This window comes from Actinomadura sp. NPDC049753 (genome assembly GCF_040674655.1).
GTDB classification, from domain to species: domain Bacteria; phylum Actinomycetota; class Actinomycetes; order Streptosporangiales; family Streptosporangiaceae; genus Spirillospora; species Spirillospora verrucosospora.
Genome location: NZ_JBFARL010000020.1, coordinates 30,846 through 54,935 on the forward strand (window position 1 = coordinate 30,846; position 24,090 = coordinate 54,935).

The 24,090-nt window shown below is 72.0% G+C and carries 22 protein-coding genes; 15 read left to right on the plus strand and 7 right to left on the minus strand.

Annotated features, from left to right (window positions below; all coding sequences use genetic code 11):
- Positions 1-72: 72 nt before the first annotated feature.
- Both bioD and bioB read left to right on the plus strand, forming a co-directional pair.
- Positions 73-804: a dethiobiotin synthase gene (gene bioD, locus AB0K37_RS08195; protein ID WP_363976655.1), complete on the plus strand. Its 732-nt coding sequence runs from the start codon at positions 73-75 to the stop codon at positions 802-804.
- A complete protein-coding gene (gene bioB / locus AB0K37_RS08200) occupies positions 801-1,796 on the plus strand; it encodes a biotin synthase BioB (protein ID WP_363976658.1) in 996 nt (331 codons plus the stop codon). Before bioD ends, bioB begins: the two co-directional genes overlap by 4 nt.
- A gap of 19 nt (positions 1,797-1,815) precedes the next feature.
- Here bioB and AB0K37_RS08205 read toward each other — a convergent pair whose 3' ends face one another.
- Both AB0K37_RS08205 and AB0K37_RS08210 read right to left on the minus strand, forming a co-directional pair.
- Positions 1,816-2,559, minus strand: coding sequence for a GntR family transcriptional regulator (locus AB0K37_RS08205; RefSeq protein ID WP_345183375.1), 744 nt, complete (start codon positions 2,557-2,559; stop codon positions 1,816-1,818).
- Between the two features lie 96 nt (positions 2,560-2,655).
- Positions 2,656-3,819, minus strand: a complete 1,164-nt coding sequence (locus tag AB0K37_RS08210) for an 8-amino-7-oxononanoate synthase (RefSeq protein WP_363976661.1) — start codon at positions 3,817-3,819, stop codon at positions 2,656-2,658.
- Between the two features lie 77 nt (positions 3,820-3,896).
- Between AB0K37_RS08210 and AB0K37_RS08215 the strand changes: the two genes are divergently transcribed.
- Positions 3,897-5,567: a histidine kinase N-terminal domain-containing protein gene (locus AB0K37_RS08215; protein ID WP_363976663.1), complete on the plus strand. Its 1,671-nt coding sequence runs from the start codon at positions 3,897-3,899 to the stop codon at positions 5,565-5,567.
- 192 nt (positions 5,568-5,759) lie between these two features.
- Here AB0K37_RS08215 and AB0K37_RS08220 read toward each other — a convergent pair whose 3' ends face one another.
- Positions 5,760-6,011: a WhiB family transcriptional regulator gene (locus AB0K37_RS08220; protein ID WP_089314516.1), complete on the minus strand. Its 252-nt coding sequence runs from the start codon at positions 6,009-6,011 to the stop codon at positions 5,760-5,762.
- Between the two features lie 293 nt (positions 6,012-6,304).
- Positions 6,305-7,246, minus strand: coding sequence for a diacylglycerol kinase family protein (locus AB0K37_RS08225; protein ID WP_363976666.1), 942 nt, complete (start codon positions 7,244-7,246; stop codon positions 6,305-6,307).
- Positions 7,247-7,335: 89 nt separating this feature from the next.
- Between AB0K37_RS08225 and AB0K37_RS08230 the strand changes: the two genes are divergently transcribed.
- On the plus strand, positions 7,336-7,866 hold the full coding sequence (locus tag AB0K37_RS08230; RefSeq protein ID WP_363976669.1) for a hypothetical protein: 531 nt from the start codon (positions 7,336-7,338) through the stop codon (positions 7,864-7,866).
- A gap of 58 nt (positions 7,867-7,924) precedes the next feature.
- On the opposite strand, the gene AB0K37_RS08235 is transcribed toward AB0K37_RS08230, so the two are convergent.
- From AB0K37_RS08235 to AB0K37_RS08245, 3 genes are all read right to left on the minus strand, one after another.
- Positions 7,925-8,635 (minus strand): RNA polymerase sigma factor SigF, encoded by a 711-nt coding sequence (locus AB0K37_RS08235; RefSeq protein ID WP_345183373.1) that lies wholly within the window; start codon positions 8,633-8,635, stop codon positions 7,925-7,927.
- Between the two features lie 116 nt (positions 8,636-8,751).
- Positions 8,752-9,180 carry an anti-sigma factor gene (locus tag AB0K37_RS08240; RefSeq protein ID WP_179843572.1) on the minus strand — a complete coding sequence of 143 codons (429 nt, stop codon included), beginning with the start codon at positions 9,178-9,180 and terminating at the stop codon, positions 8,752-8,754.
- A 501-nt stretch (positions 9,181-9,681) separates the two neighbouring features.
- Positions 9,682-10,653, minus strand: a complete 972-nt coding sequence (locus AB0K37_RS08245; protein WP_363976672.1) for a sugar kinase — start codon at positions 10,651-10,653, stop codon at positions 9,682-9,684.
- A gap of 53 nt (positions 10,654-10,706) precedes the next feature.
- On the opposite strand from AB0K37_RS08245, the gene AB0K37_RS08250 reads away from it, so the two are divergent.
- The 11 genes from AB0K37_RS08250 to AB0K37_RS08300 all read left to right on the plus strand — a co-directional run bounded on the left by AB0K37_RS08250 (position 10,707) and on the right by AB0K37_RS08300 (position 24,088).
- Positions 10,707-11,501 (plus strand): phytanoyl-CoA dioxygenase family protein, encoded by a 795-nt coding sequence (locus AB0K37_RS08250; protein WP_363976675.1) that lies wholly within the window; start codon positions 10,707-10,709, stop codon positions 11,499-11,501.
- Entirely contained in the window at positions 11,501-12,541 is a 1,041-nt protein-coding gene (locus AB0K37_RS08255; RefSeq protein WP_363976678.1) for a DUF4432 family protein, read from the plus strand. Before AB0K37_RS08250 ends, AB0K37_RS08255 begins: the two co-directional genes overlap by 1 nt.
- Positions 12,538-13,338 (plus strand): SDR family oxidoreductase, encoded by an 801-nt coding sequence (locus AB0K37_RS08260; protein ID WP_363976681.1) that lies wholly within the window; start codon positions 12,538-12,540, stop codon positions 13,336-13,338. The genes AB0K37_RS08255 and AB0K37_RS08260 overlap by 4 nt, the downstream gene beginning before the upstream one ends.
- A gap of 82 nt (positions 13,339-13,420) precedes the next feature.
- Positions 13,421-14,725: a DUF4185 domain-containing protein gene (locus AB0K37_RS08265; protein WP_363976684.1), complete on the plus strand. Its 1,305-nt coding sequence runs from the start codon at positions 13,421-13,423 to the stop codon at positions 14,723-14,725.
- Positions 14,726-14,835: 110 nt separating this feature from the next.
- The gene (locus tag AB0K37_RS08270; protein WP_363976687.1) at positions 14,836-15,765 is read left to right on the plus strand and encodes an alpha/beta hydrolase; all 930 of its coding nucleotides are present in this window, start codon (positions 14,836-14,838) and stop codon (positions 15,763-15,765) included.
- Positions 15,766-15,799: 34 nt separating this feature from the next.
- Positions 15,800-16,504 carry an FCD domain-containing protein gene (locus AB0K37_RS08275; protein ID WP_363976690.1) on the plus strand — a complete coding sequence of 235 codons (705 nt, stop codon included), beginning with the start codon at positions 15,800-15,802 and terminating at the stop codon, positions 16,502-16,504.
- Positions 16,505-16,617: 113 nt separating this feature from the next.
- Complete coding sequence (locus AB0K37_RS08280) at positions 16,618-17,877, plus strand: extracellular solute-binding protein (protein ID WP_363976693.1); 1,260 nt, start codon at positions 16,618-16,620, stop codon at positions 17,875-17,877.
- 3 nt (positions 17,878-17,880) lie between these two features.
- The gene (locus AB0K37_RS08285; protein WP_363976696.1) at positions 17,881-18,849 is read left to right on the plus strand and encodes a sugar ABC transporter permease; all 969 of its coding nucleotides are present in this window, start codon (positions 17,881-17,883) and stop codon (positions 18,847-18,849) included.
- Positions 18,846-19,676: a carbohydrate ABC transporter permease gene (locus AB0K37_RS08290; protein WP_363976699.1), complete on the plus strand. Its 831-nt coding sequence runs from the start codon at positions 18,846-18,848 to the stop codon at positions 19,674-19,676. Before AB0K37_RS08285 ends, AB0K37_RS08290 begins: the two co-directional genes overlap by 4 nt.
- Before the next feature lie 72 nt (positions 19,677-19,748).
- A complete protein-coding gene (locus tag AB0K37_RS08295) occupies positions 19,749-22,835 on the plus strand; it encodes a glycoside hydrolase family 38 C-terminal domain-containing protein (protein WP_363976702.1) in 3,087 nt (1,028 codons plus the stop codon).
- 17 nt (positions 22,836-22,852) lie between these two features.
- Positions 22,853-24,088 carry an enolase C-terminal domain-like protein gene (locus tag AB0K37_RS08300; protein WP_363976705.1) on the plus strand — a complete coding sequence of 412 codons (1,236 nt, stop codon included), beginning with the start codon at positions 22,853-22,855 and terminating at the stop codon, positions 24,086-24,088.
- Positions 24,089-24,090 lie beyond the last annotated feature (2 nt).

The window sequence follows — 24,090 nt, forward strand, 5'->3', positions numbered from 1 at the left end:
CGCCCGGGTTCCGCCGATTCCGGGAACACCCGGCGACGGGCGGATTCCGGGCCCGCGCTAGTGTGCCGATCTGTGAGTGTGCTCGTTGTGACCGGGACCTGCACGGGTGTGGGGAAGACCGTCGTCACCGCGGCGCTGGCCGCGGTCGCCGCCGCGCGCGGCGCGTCGGTCGCCGTCGTCAAGCCCGGTCAGACGGGCGTCGCCGGCGGCGAGCCGGGCGACCTCGACGAGGTCCGCAGGCTCGCCGGGATCGACGACGTGCACGAGTACGCGCGCTTCCCCGACCCCCTGTCCCCGGCCGCCGCGGCCCGCCACGCGGGGATGCCGCCCGTCCGGATGCCGGACGTCGCCGAACGCGTCCGGGACCTGGCGTCCGGGCGGAGGCTGGTGCTGGTCGAGGGGGCGGGCGGGCTCCTCGTCCGCTACGACGAGGAGGGAAGCACGATCGCCGACCTCGCGCGCTGGCTCGGCGCCGCGGTCGTGGTGGTGGCCCGGCCCGACCTCGGCACGCTCAACCACACCGCGCTCACCCTGGAGGCGATGGCGCACCGCGGCGTGCAGCTCGCCGGGGTGGTGATCGGCGCCTGGCCGGACGAGCCGGACCTCGCCATGCGCAGCAACATCCGCGACCTGGAGACCATCGCGGCACGCCCGCTGTCGGGCGCGCTGCCCGCCGGCGCCGGGGCCATGGACCCGGCGGAGTTCCTCGTGGCCGCGCACCGCGGCCTGGCCCCCTCGTTCGGCGGCGGCTTCGACGCCGCCGTCTTCCGCGCCGCCTTCGGCCCCGACAAGGAGAACACGTGACGGACATCCTCGACATCGCGCGCCGCCAGGTCCTGGACGAGGGCGAGGGCCTGTCGCAGGGACGGGTGCTGGAGGTGCTGAACCTGCCGGACGACCGGCTCCAGGACCTGCTCGCGCTCGCCCACGACGTCCGGATGCGGTGGTGCGGGCCCGAGGTCGAGGTCGAGGGGATCGTCTCGCTGAAGACCGGCGGCTGCCCGGAGGACTGCCACTTCTGCTCGCAGTCCGGCAAGTTCGAGTCGCCCGTCCGGTCGGTGTGGCTGAACATCCCCGAACTGGTCGAGGCGGCGAAGGAGACCGCCGCGACCGGCGCCACCGAGTTCTGCATCGTCGCCGCCGTGCGGGGGCCGGACGAGCGGCTGATGTCGCAGGTCCGCGACGGCGTCAAGGCCATCAACGACGCCGTCGAGATCAACATCGCGTGCTCGCTCGGCATGCTCACACAGGAGCAGGTGGACGAGCTGACCGCGATGGGCGTCCACCGCTACAACCACAACCTGGAGACGGCCCGCTCCCACTTCCCGAACGTGGTCACCACGCATTCGTGGGAGGAGCGCTGGGACACCCTCCGCATGGTCAAGGACGCCGGCATGGAGGTGTGCTGCGGCGGCATCGTCGGCATGGGCGAGAGCGTCGAGCAGCGCGCCGAGTTCGCCGCGCAGCTCGCGGAGCTGGAGCCCGACGAGGTCCCGCTGAACTTCCTCGCGCCGCGGCCCGGCACGCCGTTCGCCGACTACCCGCTGGTCGAGGGCGCCGAGGCGCTGAAGACGATCGCCGCGTTCCGGCTCGCCCTGCCCCGCACCATCCTGCGGTACGCCGGCGGGCGCGAGCTCACCCTCGGCGACCTCGGCACCCGCGAGGGCATGCTCGGCGGCATCAACGCCGTCATCGTCGGCAACTACCTCACCACCCTCGGCCGTCCGGCACGGCAGGACCTGGAGCTGCTCACCGAGCTGCAGATGCCGATCAAGGCCCTCAGCCGGACGCTCTGAGACGCGCCCGCGCGGCGGGTCAGCGGCTCAGCCGGGTGATGAACTTGTAGCGGTCGCCCCGGTACAGGGACTGGGCCCACTCGACCGGCTGGCCCGTCGTGTCGAAGGCGTGGCGCGACAGCAGCAGCATCGGCAGGCCCACGTCCACGCCCAGGAGCTGGGCGTCGTGCGGGGTGGCGAGGACGGTCTCGATCGTCTCCTCGGCCTCGGTGAGGTGGACGTCGTAGGCGGTCGCGAGCGTCTCGTACAGGGAGTGGTGGCGCGGCAGCTCGCGGCGCAGGCCGGGGAAGCGGCGGGCCGGGAGGTGGGAGGTGTCGATCGACATCGGCTCGCCGTCGGCCAGCCGGAGGCGGTGGATCCGCAGCACCCGGCCGCCGGGGCGGATGCACAGCAGGGTGGCGAGGCGCTCGTCGGCGCTGACGTAGCCGGCCTCCAGTATGCGGGTCTCGGGCCGCAGCCCGTGGTGCCGCATGTCCTCGGTGTAGCTGACGAGCTGGAGCTCCTGGGCGACCTTCGGCTTGGCGACGAAGGTCCCCTTGCCCTGGATGCGCTGGAGGCGCCCCTCGACGACCAGCTCGGCGAGGGCCTGCCGGACGGTGGTGCGGGACGTCTCGTACTTCTCGGCGAGCGTCCGCTCGGGCGGCAGCGGGCTGCCCGCGGGAAGCGACTGGATCAGCTCGACCAGCAGCTCCTTGAGCTTGTAGTACTTGGGGATCCGCGGCGCCTGGTTCGGGTGGCGCTTACCGAGGTCGCCGAGCGAGATCCGGTCGAAGCCGTGCTCGAACCCGCCCCCGTGCCGGGGCCCGCCCCTGACCTCCGTCACGGCGTCTCCTCACGTTCATCACCGGTTTCCCCGATGTTATGGGTGAAGACTACGGCCGGTAGAAGACGCGATTTCCGCCAGGGCCGCCCGCAATCGTGTGAGGTCCGACTCGTCCAGCGTGGCACGTGCGGTGAGGCGCAGGCACGCGCGGCCCTTCGGGACCGACGGCGGACGGAAGCAGCCGACGCGGAGACCGTGCTCAGCGCAGATCCCGGCGGCCCGCACCGCGGCCTGCGGCTCGCCCAGGAACACCGGGACCACGGCCGCCGCGGGCCTGGCCGTTTCCAGGCCGGAACCGGCCGCCAGGTTTGAGATCGCCAGCGCCCGCTCGCGGGCGCGGCCGGGCAGCCCCGGGTCGGATCCGAGGACGTCGAGCGCGGCGAGGGCGGCGCCCGCGGCGGGCGGGTTCAGCCCAGTGTCGAAGATGAACGACCGCCCGGTGTCGACCAGGGCCTCGATCACCTCGGGGGCGCCGAGCACCGCCCCGCCCTGCGACGCGAGGGACTTCGACAGCGTGAGGGTGAGGACCACGTCCGGCTCGCCCGCGAGGCCGGCGGCGTGCGCGGCGCCCCGGCCCCCGTCGCCGACGACGCCGAGCGCGTGCGCCTCGTCGACCACGAGCAGCGCCCCGTGCGCCCGTGCGGCCGCGTGCAGCGCGTCCAGCGGCGCGAGGTCGCCGTCCACGGAGAACACCGCGTCGGTGACGACGAGGGCGTGGTCCTCCTCGCGCTCGGCGAGGGCCCGCTCCGCAGCGGCGGCGTCCCGGTGCGGGACGATCACGACGCGGGACCGCGATAGCCGGCACGCGTCCACGATCGAGGCGTGGTTGACCTGGTCGGACACCACGAGCGTGTCGGGCCCGGCGAGCGCGGTGACGGCCCCGAGGTTGGCCAGGAAGCCGGAGGAGAACACCAGGCCGGCGGCGCTGCCGGTGAACGCGGCGAGCCGCCGGTCCAGCTCGGCGTGCAGCTCCGTCGTCCCGGTGACGAGCCGCGAACCGGTGGAGCCGGTGCCCCACTCGCGCGCGGCGGCGACGGCGCCCTCGACGAGCCGCGGGTCGCCGGCCAGGCCGAGGTAGTCGTTGGACGCCAGGTCGGTGAGCCCGTCGGGGCGGGGGCGCAGCGACCGGCGCAGCCCGGCGGCGGCGCGCCGCTCCGCCGCGTCCCGGAGCCTGGCCAGGGGGTCTCGTCCTGCGGTCATGCCGGGCATCCTGCCAGGTGGCCCCGGAGCCGGGGCCACCTGCCCCGGGACGGAAAACCATCGGCGATGATGGTGGTGTGCCTACCTTGACCGATTTGGTCCGCGACCACACCGATCTCACCGACACCGATCTGGAGTGGCTCCACGCGCTGGTCTCGGACTGGCAGCTGCTGGCCGACCTGTCGTTCGCGGACCTGCTGCTGTGGGTGCCGCTCCGGTCGGCGGAGGCGCTGCCCGCCGACGGGACGTCCCGCGCGGGCCGGGGCAGGCCGAGCGTGCTCGACACCGGCGCGGCCGTCCCCGGCTGGGTCGCGATCGCGCAGATGCGGCCGACGACCGGGCCGACCGCCTACCCGGAGGACCTCGTCGGCAAGGTCGTCCGGACGGGGCGCCGCGGGCTGATCGACGTGGCGTGGCGGGAGCGCCGGATCGTCCGCGAGGGCGACCCGGAGTGGGGCAGCGGCATCCCCGTCCGCGAGGAGTCCATCCCGGTGCGCCGCGGCGCCAAGATCCTCGGGGTGATCCAGCGCAGCACCAACCTCAGCTCGGCGCGCACCCCGTCCCGGCTGGAGCTGACCTACCTGCAGAGCGCCAGCGACCTCGCCACGATGATCTCCGAGGGCCGGTTCCCGGTGCCGGGCGAGGAGCCGAACATGGTCCGCTCGCCGCGCGTCGGCGACGGCCTGATGCGGCTGGACCGCTCCGGCAAGGTCACCTACGCCAGCCCCAACGCCCAGTCGGCCTACCGGCGGCTCGGCTACCCGACGGACCTCGTCGGCGAGGCGCTCGGGAAGATCACCGCGGACCTGTGCGACACCGGCGAGCCGATGGAGGAGGCGCTGAGCGTCGTGCTGTCGGGCCGCGCGCCGCGCGAGGTCGAGGTCGAGTCGCGCGGGTCGATCATGCAGTTGCGCACGATCCCGCTCGTCGTCGGCGGGACGCGGATCGGCGCGATCGTCCTGTGCCGGGACGTGACGGAGCTGCGCTGGCGCGACCGGGAGCTGATGACCAAGGACGCCACCATCCGGGAGATCCACCACCGGGTGAAGAACAACCTGCAGACGGTCGCGGCGCTGCTGCGGCTCCAGGCGCGGCGGCTGCGGATCCCGGAGGGACGGGCCGCGCTGGACGAGGCCGTCCGGCGCGTCGGGTCCATCGCGATCGTGCACGAGACGCTGTCGCACACCCCCGACGAGCTGATCGACTTCGACGACATCGCCGACCGGGTGATCACGATGGCGGGGGAGGTGTCCACCCCCGAGACCAAGGTGACGCCCAAGCGGGCCGGCAGTTTCGGCGTCCTGCCCGCCGAGGTCGCGACGCCGCTCGCGATGGCGCTCACCGAGCTGCTGCAGAACGCGCTGGAGCACGGCCTGGCGAACCGGTTCGGGACCCTGGAGGTCGTGGCGCACCGCTACGGCGAGGGGGAGGTCTCCCACGAGCCGGGCGGCGTCCCGGTCTGGGGGGAGTGGACGGCGCCCGGCGCGAACGAGCCCCGCGCCCCGGGCGCCGAGCCCGAGCGCCCGTCCGGCCGCCGCCTCGTCACGATCGTCGCGGACGACGGCGTCGGCCTGCCCGCCGGCTTCGACATGGAGAGCACCGAGAGCCTGGGCCTTCAGATCGTCCGCACCCTCATCGTGGGGGAACTGGGCGGCCACCTGGACTTCCGCCCAAGAGAAGGCGGCGGCACCGAGGTAGTGGTCGACATCCCCCTGGACGACCACCACCACCGCCCCAGCCGACCCTGAGCACGGCCATGAACTCTGGGCCGTGCTCACTCCTCACTGGGAGCAACCGGCACCTCAGCCGTCAGAAACCCGAAGGTGCGCGATCGCGTGCGAAGCCAGTTTCAAGCGAAGCAAGAAACTGATCGCGCAGCGAGCCGCAAGGCGAGTCGAAGCGATGCCAGCGATCGCGGCCGCGCCCGCAAGGAAGGCGCTCTAGCGCCTGACGCTAAGGGCACGGCGATGAGAACGACGCAGCGCGCGGCGTTCGTCTTCGCCCATGCCGCCCCAGACGCCGGACTCCTGGCCGGACTCCAGCGCCCAGCGCAGGCAGGCGTCGCTCACGTCGCAGCGGCGGCAGACCTGCTTGGCCTCCTCGATCTGAAGGATCGCGGGGCCGGTGTTGCCGATGGGAAAGAAGAGTTCGGGGTCCACGTCACGGCAGGCTGCGCGGTGGCGCCAGTCCATGCGGTCCACTCCTTCGTCAGGTGGTGGAGATGCTCCACTCTTTGTGAACGGGTTCACATGTCGCGAACGCCCAGGGTGGCTGTGGCCAGGGTCCAGGGATGCGTGTTCGGCGGCGCCGAGAGCAGGTGACCGGCGGCGTTGGGGTCCCTGTCTGCTGGCGCACTTTGAGCGTTTCAGGAGGGTGCGGGCAGACGCAAGACCTTTGAGAAAGGATTCTCAAAGTATGGGTGTCGCATGTGTCACACCCATCGGTCGGGCGTGTTACTTGGCTCTCACATGCGTGCTCGCGCGTCTCAAATGAGGATGCGGATCGCCTTCGGCACGGAGCGGAACGTGACCGTCCGCTGCTCGCCCAGGTAGTCGCCGTCCAGCTGGAACGCCACGGGACGGTCCGCGCGCACTGTGACCTCGGCCTCATCGTGCAGGTTGAGGACGTGCCGCCCCTGAATGGGACGCGCTCGCGGGGTCAGCATCTGGGTCAGCGCCCCCAGCGTCGCGCCGAGTTCCAGGGAACGCATCCCGAACACGTCCAGCCCCCGCGCGAAGTTCGCCTTCGGACTCGGATTCACCGGCACCCGGCCCATGAAAGTCCACGGAGACGTATTGGAGATGAACGCCAGGAACAGTCCAGATTTCGGTGGCCGTCCGGGCTGTTCCAAAGTGAGCGACGGATGGCGCCGATCGGTGCCGGAGAAGAAATGCCGTATCGCCGTCCGCACATACAGCGAAGGGTCCGCGCGCAGGCCCGCCTCGCGGCGCCGCTCCACCTCCCGCACGACCTCCGCGTCCAGCCCCACTCCCGCACAGAACGTGAAATACCGCTCGGGGGCGCCGGGATGGGAGGCCGTGCCGAGCCCGACCGCCCGATGCCGGCCCGCCCGCAGCGCCTCCAGGACGGACCGCGTCGCGCCGATCGGATCGTCCGGCAGGCCGAGCGCGCGGGCGAACACGTTCGCGCTCCCGCACGGCAGCACCGCCAGAGCCGGCAGATCGGGGGACGGGCCGTCAGCGAGCAGCCCGTTCACGGTCTCGTTCACCGTCCCGTCCCCACCGAGGGCGACCACGACGTCGTAACCCTCGACGGCGGCCTGCCGGGCCAGCTCGGTCGCGTGGCCGCGATGGCCGGTCTCGGCGAGGACGAGATCGAGGTCGCCGGTGAAGGCCCGCACGAGAATGTCACGGGCCCGCCGGGAGGTGGAGGTCGCCTTGGGGTTGGCGATGAGCATGGCGCGCACGGCGTCAGGGTATCGATCGTTCCGGATGCGTTCGCCCGCAGTTTCCCCTGGGAGCGGGCCGCCGCAAGGGGCGAGTAGGGTTTCGGGGTGTGACCAAGCGTCCCTTCACCGTGCAGGCCGCCGCCGCGCTCCAGGCCGCCGAGGGTGCCGCAGCCGTCGGATTCGGCGTCTTCACCGGCGTCGAGACGGCCGCCGGCGCCGCCGTCGACCCGGCCAGCGCGATCGGGGTCACCGTCCTCGCCCTCGCCGGCGGCCTCGGCATGCTGGGCTGCGCCCGCGGGCTGCTGCGCGCCGCCCAGTGGAGCCGCGCCCCCACGGTCCTGACCCAGCTGTTCGCCCTGCCGATCGCCTACTCGCTGTGGCAGAGCGACCGTCCCGCGATCGCCGTCCCGCTGGGCGTGGTCGCCGTCCTCGCACTGATCGCCGTCCTCAGCCCGCCGAGCACCGCCTGGCTCATCGAGGACCACGACGAGGACGACCGGGACGACGAGGAGGCCGCGCCGAAGGACCCCGCACCCGCCAAGGCTGCCGGCGCCGCGCCGACCGGGGAGCCGCGCTCCCTCGGACGGCGCCTCAAAGACCGCCTCAACGAACAGCCCACCAAGAACGGCCAGAACTGACCGGACGCCGAAAGGGCCCTGAGGACGCGTCCTCGGGGCCCTTTCGGCTCTTCACCCGCTACTCGTCGGCGGTCAGCCCGTCCCGGAGCTGCGCGAGAGTCCGCGCCAGCAGCCGGGACACGTGCATCTGGGAGATGCCGAGCTCCGCGGCGATCTGCGACTGCGTCATGTTCCCGAAGAAACGCAGCAGAAGGATCTTCTTCTCGCGCGCCGGGAGCTTCTCCAGCAGCGGCTTGAGGGACTCGCGGTACTCCACGCCCTCCAGCGACTCGTCCACCATGCCGAGCGAGTCCGCCACCGCGGGCGCGTCCTCGTCGCCGGAGTCGGGCGCGTCGAGGGACACCGTGGAATAGGCGTTCGCCGACTCCAGCCCCTCCAGCACCTCCTCCTCGCTCATCTGCAGGTGCGCCGCCAGCTCGCTCACCGTCGGGGCGCGGCCCTCCCGCTGCGCGAGATCACTGATCGCCTTCGTCAGCGACAGCTTCAGCTCCTGCAGCCGGCGCGGCACGCGCACCGCCCAGCCCTTGTCGCGGAAGTGCCGCTTGATCTCACCGACGATCGTCGGCGTGGCATAGGTGGAGAACTCCACCCCGCGCTCCAGATCGAACCGGTCGATCGACTTGATCAGACCGATCGTGGCGACCTGGATCAGATCGTCCAGCCACTCCCCGCGGTTGCGGAAGCGCCGGGCGAGATACTCCACCAGCGGCAGATGCAGCTCCACGAGCTGGTCGCGGATGCGCTGACGCTCCGGGTCGCCCTCCGGCAGCTGCGCGAGACGCTCGAAAAGCGCCCGCGCCCGCGCCCGGTCCGGGACGGCGCTGCTGTCCGAACGCTCGGTGCTCGCCCCCGCGACCGTCGTCTGCTCCGTCGTCGTCTTCTCCGTCACGGGGCCCCCGCCGCACCGCGCCGCTTCTGCAGCGTCACGGTGACCCGGTCGTCGGAGCCCACCCTGGCGTCCACCTCGCCCGCCAGGGACGACAGCACCGTCCAGGCGAACGTGTCGCGGCTCGGCTCCTCACCGTCCACCGTCAGGACCGACACGGAGATGCGCATCGCCTCCCCGGTCAGCTCGAACTCGCACGTCAGGTCGGTGCCCGGCACCGCCTGAGCGAGCAGCATCGCGCACGCCTCGTCAACGGCGATGCGCAGGTCTTCTATCTCGTCCAGCGTGAAGTCCAACCTGGCCGCCAGGCCCGCGGTCGCGGTCCGCAGCACGGACAGGTAGGCACTCGCGGCAGGCAGCTTCACCGTGACCACGTCACGGACGGACAACTTCGTACTGGCCGGCATTGCAGCGGTTTCCTCGGTCACGTCACTCCCTCGCAGGATGGTCCCGCTGCCATCGAAACTACCGCCTACGAGCCGTGCATCGAGACTTCGGCGCGCTGTGTTTATTTGCGGTGCGTTGGGTTGGGGCGCCTGGGGCGCCCCAACCCAACGCACCGCGTGCGATCGCTGCATCGCTCCGGCTCGCCTTGCGGCTCGCTGCGCGATCAGTTTCTTGCTTCGCTCGAAACTGCCTTCGGACGCGATCGCGACCGTCACCCTTGGTCCGGGGTGCTGTGGTGGCTGGTGATGTGTGCGGAGCGGGGGGTTTCGGTGGGGCCCGTCTGCGGGGGTCTACCGCGGGTGGTGGGGGGTTGCGGTGGCGCTTCGGCTCGCCTAGCGGCTCGCTTCGCGGGTGGTGCTCGCTTCGCTTGCACCGTGCGTGGGTTCTGGTGCGGGTTTTGGGGGGTTGCTCTGGCGCTTCGGCTCGCCTTGCGGCTCGCTTCGCGGTTGGCCCTTGCTTCGCTCGTGCCGTGCTTCGCTTGCCTAGTGGGTCGCTTCTCGGGTGGGGCTTGTCTTGCTCGTTTCGTGTGCTGGGGGGCGGGTTTGGCGCGGGGGGAGTAGGGCGCCTCGGTGGGTTATCACCTGGGCGGCCAGGGTGGTGGCGGTTTCGGCTGCTTGTTGCTGCGGGGCGCCGGTCAGGCGGGTGGCCAGGTAGGCGCCGTTGAAGGCGTCGCCTGCGGCCGTGGTGTCGATCACTTGGACGTGGGGGACGGCGGGGATCGAGAGGTTCGTCATGGTGTCGGCGATCACGCAGCCTTGGGGGCCTCGTTTGACCGCCATCTCGGTCACTCCGGCTTGTCTCAGGCGTCTGATCGTGTCGGCCGGGGTCAGGTCGCCGAAGACCGTCTGGTCGTCGGTGAAGGTGGGGAGGGCTATGTCCGTCCTGGTCAGGACGGCGGACATGGCTTCGGAGGCGGCCGCCGGGGAGGGCCAGCCGGCGGGGCGGTAGTTGGTGTCGAAGGCCACTCGGCCGCCGCGGCGGCGGGTCTCGTCCAGGACGGTGAGGAGCCTTCCGCGAGCGTCGGGGCTGAGGATCGACAGCGTGATGCCGGACAGGTAGACGAGGTCGTGGTCGGCGATCGCGTCGTCGATGTCCCGGGGGTGGGCGGGGCCGAACAGGCCGCGGGCCGCCGACTGCGACCGGTAGTAGTGGAACGTCCGCTCGCCGCCCTCGTCGGTGCGGATGAGGTAGAGGCCTGCCTGGCCGCCAGGGACGGTGCGGGTGTGATCGGAGCCGACGTCGTGGGTTTCCCAGGAGGCGCGCATCCGGGTGCTGTAGGGGTCGTCGCCGACGAGGGTGACGAACTGGACGTCGGCCGTGCCGGGGGCGGCGGTGCGGGCCAGGTAGGCGGCGACGTTGAAGGCGTCGCCGGCGTAGCCGACGGCCAGGCGGTCGGGGGCGAGATGGCTCAGTTCGATCATGCATTCGCCGATCAGGGCGATCCGGTTCCGCATGGCGGGTCACGATACATCTAGACAACAAGTGATCTGATGACTAAGACTTCGGGGTGTCGCGCTTCATCGAGAAGGGACGCCCCATGCACGACCCGCTGCGAGGTTACGACGAGGACGGGTACGCGATCTTCCGGAACGTCCTGGATCCGGAACTGGTGGCGGAGGCGGACGAGCATGTCCGCTGGTTGGAGGCCCGCCATCCCGACCGGACCGGCGAGGAGCTCTCCACCGAGCTCGTCGCCAGGGACCCGTTCTGGGTGCGGCTGGTGTCCGATGAGCGGCTTCTCGATGTCGCCGAGCGGTTCATCGGGCCCGACATCGCCCTGTTCGCGTCCGCCTACATCTCCAAGCCGCCCTTCACGGGCAAGGCCGTGCTGTGGCACCAGGACGGGGCGTTCTGGCCGCTCGAACCGATGCGCGTGGTGACGCTGTGGCTCGCCGTCGACCGGTCGACGCCGGAGAACGGGTGCCTCCGCGTCATTCCCGGGAGTCACAGGGAAGTCCTGCACGAGGTGCGGGAGCGGGAGGACGCGGAGGCCGTCTTCGGGGTGGAGAGCGCCGTGGGCGTGGACGAGTCGCGCGCCGTGGACCTCGTCCTCGAACCGGGCGACGTCGAGGTCCACCACCCGAACATCATGCACGGCAGCAACGCGAACGAGTCGCCGTACCGGCGGTGCGGGCTGACCATCCGGTACATCCCGACCTCGACGCGCATCACCGAGGAGCCGCTGCCGTTCCCGTCCGCGCTGCTGCTGCGCGGCGACCCGGGCGTGAACGAGTACCAGCCGCGGCCCCGGTACCGGGCGGGGGAGCACTTCGCCTTCAGCGGCGCGGAGAACTGGAGCTGATGCGCCGGCATCGGCCGTCCCGCAACTGGGGCGCCCGCGTTCACGAGATCGTCTGGGCGGGGGTCGAGGCCCTGGTCCTGGAGAACGAGCTGCTTCGGGTCACCGTCCTCGTGGGCAAGGGCGGTGACGTCGCCGAATTCTGCTTCAAGCCGCGCGACATGGATTTCGTGTGGCTTTCCCCTGATGGGCTGCGCGATCCGCGGGATGTGGCCGGGGGAGCGGGCGATGATGTCGCTCTGTTCCTCGACGGCTACGAGGGCGGGTGGCAGGAGGTCCTGCCCAACGGGGGCGCGCCCAGCACGTATCGGGGGGCGGCGTTCGCGCAGCACGGGGAGGTGGCGGGGCTGCCGTGGGATTCCGAGATCGTGGTCGACGAGGCTCGGGAGGTCGCGGTCCGGCTCACCGTCCGGGGGCGGCGGATGCCGCTGCGGGTCGTCAAGACGCTGCGGTTGAAGGCGGGCGAGGCCGAGCTCCTCGTCGAGGAGGAGCTGGTCAACGAGTCGGGGGTGGCGCTGGAGGCGATGTGGGGGCACCACATCGTGTTCGGGGCGCCGTTTCTGCGGCCCGGGCACCGGGTCAGGGTGGCCGAGGGCGCCGTCGTGGTTCCGCACGAGACGGCGATCGGTCCCGGCGGGCGGCGGGTGAGCGGGCACGGGCCGCATGCCTGGCCGCGTGTGCCGGGGGAGAACGGCGAGGTCGTCGATCTCGGTGTGGTGCCCGAGGCCGGGGTGCCCAGTGAGATCGTCTATCTCACCGGGTTGGAGGAGGGCCGCTACGAGGTCGTCGACCCGGACGGTTTCGGGATGCGGGTGCGCTGGGACGTGGACGTCCTGCCTCATCTGTGGCTGTGGCAGGAGTTCGGGGCGACCACGGGGCATCCGTGGTGGGGCCGCGCGTACGTGATGGGCCTGGAGCCGTTCGCCGGATACCCGACGGACGGGCTGGCCGCCGCCGTCGCGAACGGCACCGCGTTGACGCTGGAACCGCGTGCGCGGCGGAGCCTGTGGCTGCGTGCCGCGGTCATCGAGGAGGGCACGTGAGGGAGTTCGAGGGCAAGGTCGCCGTCGTGACCGGCGGGTCGCTGGGGATCGGGCGGGCCGTGGTGGAGCGGCTCGCCCGCGACGGCGCCGCCGTGGTGTTCTGCGGGATCGGGGAGGACGAGGTCCGTCGGGCGGAGGAGGACCTGCGGGGCGAGGGGCTGGAGGTCGCCGGCGCCGTCGCCGACGTGACCGACGCCGCGCGGATGGACGGGCTGGTCGGGCAGGCCGTGTCCCGGTACGGCGGCCTGGACGTGCTGGTGACGTGCGCGGGCGTGCAGCGGTACGGGACGGTCGAGGAGACGTCCGAGGAGCTGTGGGACGAGGTGCTCGGCGTCAACGTCAAGGGCGTCTTCCTCGCCTGCCGCGCCGCCGTGCCGGAGCTGCGGCGCCGGGGAGGCGGCGCCGTCGTCACGGTGTCGTCGGTGCAGGCGTTCGTCTCGCAGGACCGGGTCGCCGCCTACAGCGCGAGCAAGGCCGCGATCAACGCGCTGACGCGGGCGGTGGCGCTGGACCACGCGGCCGACGGCATCCGCGCGAACGTCGTGTGCCCGGGGTCGGTCGACACTCCCATGCTGCGCTGGGCCGCCGACCTGTTCCGCGGCGACAGGGAGCAGGACGCGCAGGTCGCCGAATGGGGGCGCGCGCATCCGCTCGGGAGGGTCGCGGCGCCCGCGGAGGTCGCCGAGGTCGTGGCGTTCCTCGCCGGGCCGCGCTCGTCGTTCGTGACCGGGGCCGAGCACCGGGTGGACGGCGGCCTGCTGGCCCGCAATCCGGCCGCACTGCCGGAAATCTCCTAAAAGACCTAGACACCAAGTCATTTGATGACTCAAAATGTGGGGCGCACGAGGACCGTGTGATCGTGACCTCGCGGAGGTTTCCATGCAGGCGTCCGTCCCTCCCTCTCCCTTCTCTCCCGATCGCCCCTCCTCCGTTCGCGGGGGGTGGCGGCGGCGCGCCGGAGTCTTCGCGTCCGTCCTGGCGCTCGTCGCCGCGCCCGCCGCGCCCGCCGGCGCCGACACGCACGGCCACGGCCCCGGAAAGGGGCGCGGTAAGGCCCTCGGCCGCGCGGCCGCCGGCCCCGCGTGCTCCGGGAACGCCGCGCCGACCTTCGGCACCGCCTCGCAGAACACCGCCCTCAACGGCAAGTTCACGTCCTACGGCAACAGCAACACGCTGCTGGACGACTGGACCGGCGCGGACACGACGTACTCGCTGAAGCTCTCGGACGGGCGCATCGTCTACGCCTACTCCGACACCTTCCTCGGCAAGGTCAACGCGGACGGGTCGCGGCCGGTCGTCGTCGAGGAGGGCGGCACGACGCCGTTCATCAACAACTCGTTCGTCGTCCAGGGGACGGGCGGGGGACTGACCACCGTGCACGGCGGGACCGCCGCCGACCCGAAGGCGGTCATGCCGCCCGCGCAGCCGGCCCACTGGTACTGGGCGGGCGACCTCACCCAGAGCGGGTCGGAGGTCCAGCAGCTCTACCGCGAGTACTACGACCCGGACCCGAGCAACGGCACCGGGTGGGACATGAAGTTCAAGGACAACGTCCTCGCCCGGTTCCCCAGCGGGAACCTCGCCGCGCCGACCGTGCAGGCGATGCCCTCGGCGTCGGGCGTGCAATGGGGGTCGGCGCTGCTCAGGGACGGCGGCTACACCTACGTCTACGGCACCGAGGACTACACCGACCCCCAGACGCAGGTGAACACCAAGTACCTGCGCGTCGCGCGGGTCAGCGGCACGGACCTGCGCGGCGCCTGGCAGTACCGCACCGCGAGCGGCTGGTCGTCCACGGAGACGGACTCGGTGCGGCTGATGAGCGGGGTGTCGAACGAGTTCAGCGTCACCAAGCGCGGATCGCACTACATCATGGTCAACCAGGACGCGAACATCGCCTTCGGCGGTGAGATCGACGTCTGGCTGTCGTGCTCGGCGGCCGGGCCGTTCAGCGGCGAGCAGACCGTGTACAAGACGCCCGAGACCGGCCCCTTCGGCTCCTACGGCGACCCGGACATCTTCACCTACAACGCCCACCAGCACGCGGCGCTCTCGTCCAGCGGCACGCTGGTCATCTCCTACAACGTCAACAGCCTGGACGCCACCGACGGCCCGGCCAACGACAACTACCGGGACGTGAGCATCTACCGGGCCCGCTACATCAACCTGCCGGTCTCCGGCTAGCCCGAAGCCGCGGTGCCGTCGTCCCGTCCACGGCGGTGCCGCTTCCCGCGCCCCCGGGTGACCTCCCGCCCGGGGGCGCGTCCCGTTCGCCCCCTCCGGAGGTGCCGACCATGCCCCTTGACCCCGAACTCGCCGCCGCGCTGGACGGCATGCCCTATGTCGGGCTCGCGGATCCCGTGCGGGCCCGCGCCGCCATGAACGATCTGGTCCGCGCCCTCGCCCGCCCCGTGGGCGACGAGAGGGTGGTCGTCGAGGACCGGCTCGTTCCCGGCGGGGTCCCGGTGCGGGTCTACCGGCCGCGCGAGACGCCGGCGCCCGTGCTCGTGTACTTCCACGGCGGCGGGTTCGTGACCGGCGGGCTGGAGAACGAGCACGAGCGGTGCCTGGAGTTCGCCGGGCAGGACGGGATCGCGGTCGTCTCGGTCGACTACCGGCTCGCGCCCGAGCATCCCTTCCCGGCCGGGTTCGAGGACTGCTACGCCGCGACCGCGTGGGCCCACGAGCACGCGGGGGAGTTGGGCGGCGACCCGGGGCGGGTCGCGGTCGGCGGCGGGAGCGCGGGCGGGGCGCTGGCCGCCGCAGTGGCGCTGCGGGCGCGGGACGAGGAAGGGCCGCCGCTGGTGTTCCAGATGCTGCTCTACCCCGTCCTGGACGACCGGATGGCCACGCCGTCGATGCGGACGTTCACCGAGCCGCCGCTGTTCAACAGCGGCGACGTGCGGCACATGTGGCGCCACTACCTCGGCGGGCGGGCGGACGTCCCCGCCTACGCCGCCCCGGCGCGGGCCGAGGACCTGAGCGGCCTGCCGCGCGCCTACGTGCTCGTCCCCGAGCACGACCCGCTGCGGGACGAGGGGCTCGCCTACGCGCACCGGCTGATCGTCTCCGGGGTTTCCACGGAGCTGCACCATGTGCCGGGCGCCTGCCACGGTTTCGACGGCATCATGTCGGCGCGGCTCGGGCGGCTCGCGTTCGAGGAGGAGCGCGCCGTCCTGCGGCGATGTCTCTCCGGGAGGGTGGACACGCCAATCGCTAAGTGATTAGATGACTTTACGTCTTGGGAACGAGGTGGCGATGTCACAGGATGTGGCCCGGCCGAGCCTGGCGGACGCCCTCACGGAGCGCATGCTGGACCTGATCAGGGACGGCGGCCTGCGCGCCGGCGACCGGCTGCCGTCCGCGCGGGAGCTGTCCCAGCGCTTCGCGGTGACGACCCCGACGCTGCGGGAGGCGCTGCGCCGCCTGGAGGCGACGGGGGCGATCCAGCTCCGGCACGGCTCGGGCATCTACGTGGGCGCCGACCTCGAACGCGTGGTCATCCCCAACCCCAACGTCCGCGAGCTGGAGGCCGACCGGCTGCTCCAGCTGCTGGACGCGCGGCTGCTCATCGAGCCGCCGCTGGCCGGACGGGCGGCGCGGCGGTCGCGGCCCGCCGACATCGAGCTGCTCCGGGCCCTCCTCGACCAGGCGGGCGCGGACCTCGGCACGGACGAGCCGGAGGCGGAGGCCCGCCTGCACAAGGCGAACATGGCCTTCCACCGGGAGGTCGCCGGCGTCGCGGGCAACTCCGTGCTCTGCGAGGTCATCGACTCCCTGCTGTCGGTGCACGCCTCCGAGCAGCGCGCCATACAGCGGATCTTCGACGACCGCGTCCGCGACTTCGACGAGCACACCGCGATCCTCGCCGCCATCGAGGCGGGCGCGGAGCGGGACGCCGAGTCCCTCATGCGGTCCCACCTCGCCGACGTCAAGCACGTGATCGAGCAGCGGCTCGCCTGAGCGGGCCGCCTCCCCGCCGCCGGCGAGAGCGCCGCGCGGCCGGTTCACCCTTCTCCGATTCCATCCTTCGACCACCCCGATCGGGCATCGCCGCCCGATGAAGGAGGCTCACCATGGTGCCGTCCAAGCGACTCCAGGTGACCGCGCTCACCGTGGGCGCGCTGCTGCTCGCCGCCGGCTGCGGGTCCGGCGACTCGGGCGGGAGCAGGTCCGAACTCAAGCTCTACAACGACAAGGGCGCGTGGAAGCCCTTCTTCGAGCAGATGGGCGCCCTCGGCAAGCAGCAGACCGGCCTCGGCATGACGCCGGTCGGCTACACCGACGAGCCGACCTACACGGCGTTCATCAAGACCTCGTTCCGCACGAACGTCAAGCCCGACCTGTTCACCTGGACGACCGGCGGGCGCCTGGAAGAGATCGTCAAGCAGAACCAGGTCGCCGAGACCACGAAGATCTGGCAGGACGCCATCGGCAGCGGCGACCTCACCGAGGACCTGAAGAAGTACTACACCGTCGGCGGCAAGCAGTACTGCGTCCCCCTGAACACCGCCTACTGGGGGATGTTCTACAACAAGAAGGTCTTCGACAAGTACGACCTGAAGCCGCCCACGACGTGGGCGGAGCTGGAGAAGACGGCGCGGACGCTGAAGTCGAAGGGCCAGGTGCCCTTCAACCAGACCACCCCGACGTCGCTGTTCTCCTTCGCCTGGTTCGAGCAGATCCTCGCCGGAACCGACCCCGACCTGTACGAGCGGCTGTCGAAGGGCCAGGCGTCCTACACCGACCCCGGCGTCGTGAAGGCGATGGAGCGCTGGAAGTCGATGATCGACGCCGGGTGGTTCAGCAAGCCGGGCGACAAGGCCGACCCCGCCGACCACTTCAAGTCCGGCGACGCGGCCATGGTCGTCAACGGCACCTGGTTCAACACGAGCATGACCCAGCGCGGCCTCAAGCAGGGCGAGGACTACGGGTTCTTCTTCATCCCGAACGTGGACCCGGCGCTGCCCAAGCGGTCGCTGGTGTTCGAGAGCGGCCCGCTGTGCTCGCTGCGCAAGGCCCCCGACGCGGCCGCCAGCACCAAGTACCTCAAGTGGTGGGTCACGCCCGCCGCGCAGGAGAAGTGGGCGAACGCGCGCGGCGACGTCTCCGGCAACCCGAAGGTGAAGGTCGCCGACCCCGAGCTGGACAAGGTCACCAAGGAGGCCGCGTCGGGCGGCAACCGCCTGGTCCTGCGCTACTTCGAGGCGGCGCCGGCGCCGGTGCTCACCGAGGCGCTCAGCGGCTTCGACAAGTTCCTCAACAAGCCGGAGACCTACATGGACGTGCTCAAGGGCATCCAGAAGGTCAACGAGGACTACTGGAAGTCGCACTGATCCATGGGCACGCACAAGGCCACCGCGGACCGTCCCGAGCTGACGGTGGTGCCACCCGCGGGCGGCGGGCGCCGCAAGGCGTCCGGCGCCCGCCCCGGCAGGGGTTTCGCGCTGCACGGCCGGTTCCGGCACGTCTACATATCGCCGGCCGTGCTGTTCGTCGCCGTCCTGCTCTACCTGCCGTTCCTGTGGACGGCGTACCTGAGCTTCACCAGCTACGACGGGCTCGCCTCACCCGAGTTCACGGGCCTCGACAACTACCGGCGGCTCCTTGAGGACGACGCGCTCGTCACCTCGATCCGCAACACGCTGCTGTGGGTCGTCGGCACCGTCGTCCTGCCGGTGGGGCTCGGCCTGCTCGTCGCCGTCCTGTCCTACGACCTCAAGCGGGGCGCGTGGCTCCGGCTGCCGTTCCTGCTCCCGTACGCGATGTCGGGCGCCGGACTCGGCGTGATCTGGGGCTTCATCCTCCAGCCGGACGGGATGGCGAACCAGATCCTGACCCTGTTCGGGATGCCCGGCGGCGACACCGCGTTCCTGCAGGACGGCCCCCGCAACACCGTCGCCATGATCGTGGTGTGGACGTGGCAGCAGCTCGGCGTCAACATGCTGCTGTTCGTCGTCGGCCTCCAGTCGATCCCGAAGGCGCCGATCGAGGCCGCCCGCATCGACGGCGCGTCCGGATGGGCGATGTTCCGGCACGTCGTCTGGCCGCTGATGCGCCCGATCACCACCGTGGTGTTCGGTCTCGCGCTCGTCGCCGGCCTGAAGAACTTCGACATCGTGTGGGTGATGACGCAGGGCGGTCCCGGACGCTCGTCCGAGACCCTCGCCGTGACCATGTACCGGGACGTGTTCGTCGCCAACGAGTACGGCTACGGGTCCGCGGTCGCGGTCCTGCTCACCACCGTCACGGGCCTGGCCTCGTACGTGTACCTGCGCCGCCAGGTGAGCAGGGAGGAGACGCGATGACCGGAAAGGGACTCCTCCAGTTGCGCCGCGCCGTGCTGGCGGCGCTGGGCCTGGTGTGGCTCTTCCCCACCTACCTGATCGTCGCGAACGCGCTGCGGCCCGCCGGCGACTACGACCCCTCGGACGCGGTGAGCCCGCCGTCCTCGATCGGCCTGTTCGACAACATCGCGCAGGCCTGGGACCGCACCGCCGTCGGCGACACGCTGCTCAGCACCCTGCTGTACAGCGTCGTCTCGCCCGCGCTGGCCGTCCTGACGGGCGCGCTCGCCGGGTACGCGATCGTGGTGCTGCGCCTGCGGCACGGTTTCGCCTGGTTCGTGGTGATCTTCGCCGGGACGGTCGTGCCGTTCCAGATGCTGCTGGTGCCGCTGTTCGTCGGCTACAGCAAGGTGACGCTGTACGACGACCGCCTCGGGCTGATCATCATCTACTCGGCGGTCAACGTGCCGCTGGCCGCGCTGGTGATGCGCAACTTCTTCGGCAACGTCGCCGTGTCGATCTTCGAGGCGGCCAGGCTGGACGGCGCCTCCACCTTCCGGATCTTCTGGCGCATCTACCTGCCGCTGTCGGCCGCGGCCCTCGCCGCGGTGTTCATCCTGGAGTTCACCTTCGTCTGGAACGACCTGCTGTTCGGCCTGACGCTCTCGCAGTCGCCGACCGTCCGGCCCGTGTGGGCCGAACTGTCCGCGCTGACCACCGACGTCTACGCCGGGACGCCGGTGCCGATCGCGCTGGCCGCCGGCCTGGTGGTCTCGCTGCCGACCGTCGCGATCTTCCTCGCGACGCAGCGCCTGTTCACCCGCGGCCTCACCCTCGCCCAGTTCTAGCCCGTGTCTGCCCAGGGGGGCGGCCCCCTGGAACCCCCGGCGGACTCCCAGAGAGGAATGTGACGCATAACGATGACGAGTCGCCTGCTCCAGGCGAGCCTCGGCTCGCCCGACTATGACGGGATCCGCGACGCGCTGCGCCAGGACACCTCCACCGAGGTGCTCGCCGTGCGCGGCCTGTCGGTGCGCGCCGCCGTGCTGCCGCTGTTCAGGCGGGACGGGAACGGCGCGCTCCTCCAGGCCGTCCGGCTGACGCTGTCCGGCGAAGCGCCGGTGGAGGCGGTCCTCAAGGACGGCGACGCCCGGGTCGCGTCCGCGGCGGCGGAGGGCGGGAGCGTCACGCTGCTCGTCCCCGAGGTGGACGCCCCCCGCCGCCTCACCCTGGAGGTGCGCGACTCCGGGGGACTCGTCGGGGCCGCGCCGCTCGACGTCATCCCCCAGCGCAAGTGGAACGTCTTCGTCGTCCACCACTCGCACCTCGACATCGGCTACACCGACACGCAGGGCACCGTCCTGCGGCACCACCTCGACTACCTCGACGCGGCGCTGCGGCTGGCGCGCGAGACCGACGGGCGGCCGGACGACGCCCGCTTCCGCTGGTCGGTCGAGTCGTCCATGCCCGCGCTGCGGTGGCTCGCGACCCGCCCCGACGACCAGGTCGCCGAGTTCGCCGAGCGGGCCCGCGCGGGCGACATCGAGGTCACCGCGTTCCCGATGCAGCTGCACACCGAGGCGTGCTCGACCGAGGAGCTGTACCGGCAGCTCCGCTTCGTCGAGCAGCTGCGCCGCGAGCACGGCATCGAGGTCCGGTCGGCGATGCACACCGACATCCCGGGCGCGGTCGTCGGGACCGTGGACGCCCTCAACGCGGCCGGCGTCCGGTACCTCGCCGCCGCGCACAACTGGGCCGGGCGCTCCGTCCCGTACATCACGGGCGGCGACAGGCTCGCCCGCCCGTTCCGGTGGCGGTCGCCGGGCGGCGGCGAGCTGATCGTCTGGTTCACCGACACCCCGCACGGCATGGCCTACATGGAGGGCAACACCGTCGGGCTCGTCGACGGCTACGACCTCGCCGAGGACCTGCTGCCCCGCTACCTCGGCTCCCTCGCCGACCGGCCCTACCCCTACGGGCCCGGCACGTTCGGCTGGTACGCCGCGCCCGGCCAGGTCGGCGCCGCCAAGGACCCCGACTTCCTGGACGCCGTCCACCTGCGCGTGCAGGGCGCGCACGCCGACAACGCCGGGCCGTCGATCGTCCCCGCCGACATCGCGCACCGGTGGAACGAGACCTGGGCGTACCCGCGGCTGCGGATGGCGACCAACGCCGACTTCTTCGAGTACGTCGAGGAGCACCACGGCGACCGGCTCCAGACCCACGAGGGCGACTGGACGGACTGGTGGGCCGACGGCCTCGGCTCCGGCGCCCGGCCGCTCGGCTACGTGCGCCGGGCGCAGAACGTCCTGCGGGCCGCCGAGACGCTGCACGCCCTCGCCGACGAGCGCGGCGGCGAGGGCGCCGGCGCGTCCCTCTCGGCCACCAGGGCGATCGACGAGGCCTACGACCGGGCCGCGCTGTTCGACGAGCACACCTGGGGCGCCGCCAACCCGTGGGAGGACGCGGAGGAGGGCGGCGACTCCGGCGGCCTGCAGTGGACCCGCAAGTCCCAGGTCGGCTACCAGGCCCACGACGACGCCCTCGACCTGCTGCAGGCCGGCGCGCGGCGGATCGGCGCGACGTTCGGGGCCGCGCCGGACGCGCTCGCGTCGTTCCTCGTCGTCAACCCCGGCACGGCCGCCCGCACGGACGTGGCCCGCGCGTTCCTGCCCCGCGACATAGTCGCCGTGGACGTCCCCCTCGCGCTGGTCGACGCCCGCACCGGCGAACCCGTCCCCCACCGCGAGGAGGAGGTCGACCCGGACGAGTGGCCCACCCGCCCCATCGGCCGCCACCTGGAGGCGGTCGTGCCGGACGTCCCCGGCCACGGCCACGTCCGCGTGGACGTGGTCCGCGCCGGGACGGCCGCGCCGGAGCCGGTCGACCTCGGCTTCGACGGCACCATCGAGAACGAGTTCTACCGGGTCGTCTACGACCTGAGGGAAGGGCACATCGGCTCGGTCTTCGACAAGACCGCCGGCCGCGAGCTGGTGAACTCCGACTCCGTCGCCGGGTTCGGGCAGTACGTCTACGACCGGTACGCGACCGCGCCGCACTTCAACCACATGTCCGGGCACATGCTCGTGCACGACAAGACGATGCTCGGCGACCGGGCCGTCGCCACCCACGCCACCGTCACCGAGTGCAGCCGGACGCCCGCGGGGGAGCGGCTCGTCGTCGAGCTGCACGGCAAGGGCGTCGACTGGCTGCGCACGACCATCGACCTGTACGCGGGCGTGCCGCGCGTGGACGTCCGCTACCAGCTCGGCAAGCAGCCCACCGCGGCCAAGGAGGCGGTCTTCTTCGCGTTCCCGTTCGCGGTGGACGGCCCGCCCGCCGCGTGGGAGCTCACCGGCGGCGTCGGCGGCACCGGCGTCCCGAGCGTCCCGGGATCGGCCGAGCACATGCGCCCGATCCGCCACTGGGTCGCCTTCGAGGACCCCGGACTGACCGTCGCCTGGGCGACGCTGGAGGCGCCGCTCGTCCAGTTCGGCTCCATCCACATGCCCTACGCGCCGTTCCCGCCCACGCTCGACAACGAGGACGGCACCGTCTACTCGTGGGCGCTGAACAACATCTGGGACACCAACTTCCCGTCCCAGCAGCAGGGCGAGACCACGTTCCGGTACGCGTTCGCCTCCGGCGCGGCGGGCTCGGGCCGGCGGCTCGGCGCCCGCACGGCCGCAGGGATCACCGACCCGTTCGTCGCCACCCTCGCCACCGGCGACATGCCCGCCGCGGAATCGGGGACCTTCCTGCGCGTGGACGACCCGGACGTGCTCGTCACCTCCGTGGGCCGTGCCCGCGACGGCGACGGGCTGGCCGTCCGGCTCCAGTCGCTCGCCGCGGGCCCCGTGGAGACCGGCCTGCACGTTCCGGGCGCCACCGGCGCCCTGCTGAGCGGCGGCCTGGAGCGTGACCCGGCGGAGCTGCCCGTCCGGGACGGCACCATGACGGTGCGGCTGCCCGCCTGCGGCGTCGCCACCGTCACGGTTCGGCGTTGAGTACGGATCGGGGACACATGAAGATCACAGGTATCCGCGCCACCACGGTCACCGTGCCGCTGGAGGCCCCCCTCCTGCACAGCAACGGCGCGCACTGGGGCCGCTTCGTCCGGACGATCGTCGAGGTCGAGGCCGACAACGGCCTGGTCGGGCTCGGTGAGATGGGCGGGGGCGGGCAGAGCGCCGAGGCCGCCTTCCAGGCCCTCGCCCCGCACCTGGAGGGCCACGACCCGTTCGAGCTGGAGGCGCTCCGCTTCAAGATCGCCAATCCGACGGCGAGCCTGTACAACAACCGCACCCAGATGCTGGCCGCCATCGAGTTCGCGTGCCTCGACCTCGTCGGCCGGCACCTCGGCGTCCCGGTGCACGACCTGCTCGGCGGACGCATCCGCGACTCCGTCCCGTTCGCGTCCTACCTGTTCTACCGCTATCCGGGCGCGGGGGGCTCGCCGGAGGTCCGCACCCCCGAGCAGCTCGTCGAGCACGCCCGCGCGCTCAAGGACGCGCACGGGTTCACCGTCCACAAGCTGAAGGGCGGGGTGTTCCCCCCGGCCCACGAGCTGGAGTGCTACAAGGCGCTCGCCGAGGCGTTCCCCGGCGACCGCTTCCGCTACGACCCGAACTCCGTGCTGAGCCTGGAGGAGGGCCTGCGGTTCGGGAAGGCCATCGAGGACCTGCCCAACGACTACCTGGAGGACCCCGTCCTCGGGCTGGAGGGGCTGCGCCTCGTCCGCGAGCGCGTCAACGTCCCGCTCGCCACCAACACCGTCGTCGTGAACTTCGAGCAGCTCGCCGCGAACGTGCTGCGCCGCAGCGCGGACGTCGTCCTGCTCGACACCACGTTCTGGGGCGGCATCCGGGCGTGCGTGAAGGCCGCCGGGGTGTGCGAGACGTTCCAGATCGGCGTCGCCGTCCACTCCTCCGGCGAGCTCGGCATCCAGCTCGCCACCATGCTGCACCTCGGCGCCGTCCTGCCCAACCTCACCTACGCCGCCGACGCGCACTACCACCACCTCGCCGACGACGTCATCGAGGGCGGGCCGATGCGGTACTCCGGCGGCAGGATCCCGGTTCCGTCGGGGCCCGGCCTTGGCGTCAGCCTGGACCGCGACAAGCTGGCCGAGTACGCGGAGCTGTACAGGGAGCTCGGCGGCTATCCCTACGACCGCGACCCCGGCCGCCCGGGCTGGTACCCGCTCGTCCCCAACGACCGGTGGGCCGACCCCGACGCCGCACTGCCGCCGCTCGAATAGCC